This is a genomic window from Massilia frigida (assembly GCF_011682175.1).
Taxonomy (GTDB): Bacteria; Pseudomonadota; Gammaproteobacteria; order Burkholderiales; family Burkholderiaceae_D; genus Telluria_A; species Telluria_A frigida.
On record NZ_WHJG01000110.1, the window covers coordinates 1 to 1,722 of the forward strand.

Below are 1,722 nucleotides of genomic sequence, written 5' to 3' on the forward strand. Positions count from 1 at the left end.
ACCTGCTAAGGTTATAGGGACAAGCCGTACGGGCAATTAGTATCAGTTAGCTTAATGCATTACTGCACTTCCACACCTGACCTATCAACGTCCTGGTCTCGAACGACCCTTTAAAGAGCTCAAGGCTCTGGGAAATCTCATCTCAAGGCAAGTTTCCCGCTTAGATGCTTTCAGCGGTTATCTCTTCCAGACTTAGCTACCCGGCAATGCCACTGGCGTGACAACCGGTACACCAGAGGTCTGTCCACTCCGGTCCTCTCGTACTAGGAGCAGCCCCCTTCAAATTTCCAACGCCCACGGCAGATAGGGACCAAACTGTCTCACGACGTTTTAAACCCAGCTCACGTACCACTTTAAATGGCGAACAGCCATACCCTTGGGACCGGCTACAGCCCCAGGATGTGATGAGCCGACATCGAGGTGCCAAACTCCCCCGTCGATATGAACTCTTGGGAGGAATCAGCCTGTTATCCCCAGAGTACCTTTTATCCGTTGAGCGATGGCCCTTCCATACAGAACCACCGGATCACTATGTCCTACTTTCGTACCTGCTCGACTTGTCAGTCTCGCAGTTAAGCACGCTTATGCCATTGCACTATCAACACGATGTCCGACCGTATCTAGCGTACCTTCGAACTCCTCCGTTACACTTTAGGAGGAGACCGCCCCAGTCAAACTGCCTACCATGCACTGTCCCCGATCCGGATAACGGACCAAGGTTAGAACCTCAAACAAACCAGGGTGGTATTTCAAGGATGGCTCCACGAAGACTGGCGTCCCCGCTTCAAAGCCTCCCACCTATCCTACACAGATTGGTTCAAAGTCCAATGCAAAGCTACAGTAAAGGTTCATGGGGTCTTTCCGTCTAGCCGCGGGTAGATTGCATCATCACAAACATTTCAACTTCGCTGAGTCTCGGGAGGAGACAGTGTGGCCATCGTTACGCCATTCGTGCAGGTCGGAACTTACCCGACAAGGAATTTCGCTACCTTAGGACCGTTATAGTTACGGCCGCCGTTTACTGGGACTTCAATCAAGAGCTTGCACCCCATCATTTAATCTTCCAGCACCGGGCAGGCGTCACACCCTATACGTCCACTTTCGTGTTTGCAGAGTGCTGTGTTTTTATTAAACAGTCGCAGCCACCAGTTTATTGCAACCCTTTCACCCTTCTGGAGTAAACCAGTCAAGCTACCGGGGCGTACCTTTTCCCGAAGTTACGGTACCAATTTGCCGAGTTCCTTCTCCCGAGTTCTCTCAAGCGCCTTAGAATACTCATCTCGCCCACCTGTGTCGGTTTGCGGTACGGTCTCGTATGACTGAAGCTTAGAGGCTTTTCTTGGAACCACTTCCGATTGCTTCAAGACCTAAGTCTCTCGTCTCGACCCCTTGAATTCCGCGCCCGGATTTGCCTAAGCGCCTTCTATGAGTCAAAAACCAACACTTCCAACCGTTGGACAACCTTCCGCGATCCGTCCCCCCATCGCATCATACGACGGTGCAGGAATATTAACCTGCTTCCCATCAGCTACGCATCTCTGCCTCGCCTTAGGGGCCGACTCACCCTGCTCCGATGAACGTTGAACAGGAAACCTTGGGCTTACGGCGTGGGAGCTTTTCACTCCCATTATCGCTACTCATGTCAGCATTCGCACTTCTGATACCTCCAGCATCCTTTACAAGACACCTTCGCAGGCTTACAGAACGCTCTCCTACCATATA

General features: G+C 51.6%; 1 rRNA gene. It reads right to left on the bottom strand.

Features of this window, described 5'->3' with window-relative positions:
- Positions 1-15: 15 nt before the first annotated feature.
- A 23S ribosomal RNA gene (locus tag F2P44_RS34160) occupies positions 16-1,722 on the bottom strand; the annotation flags it as partial.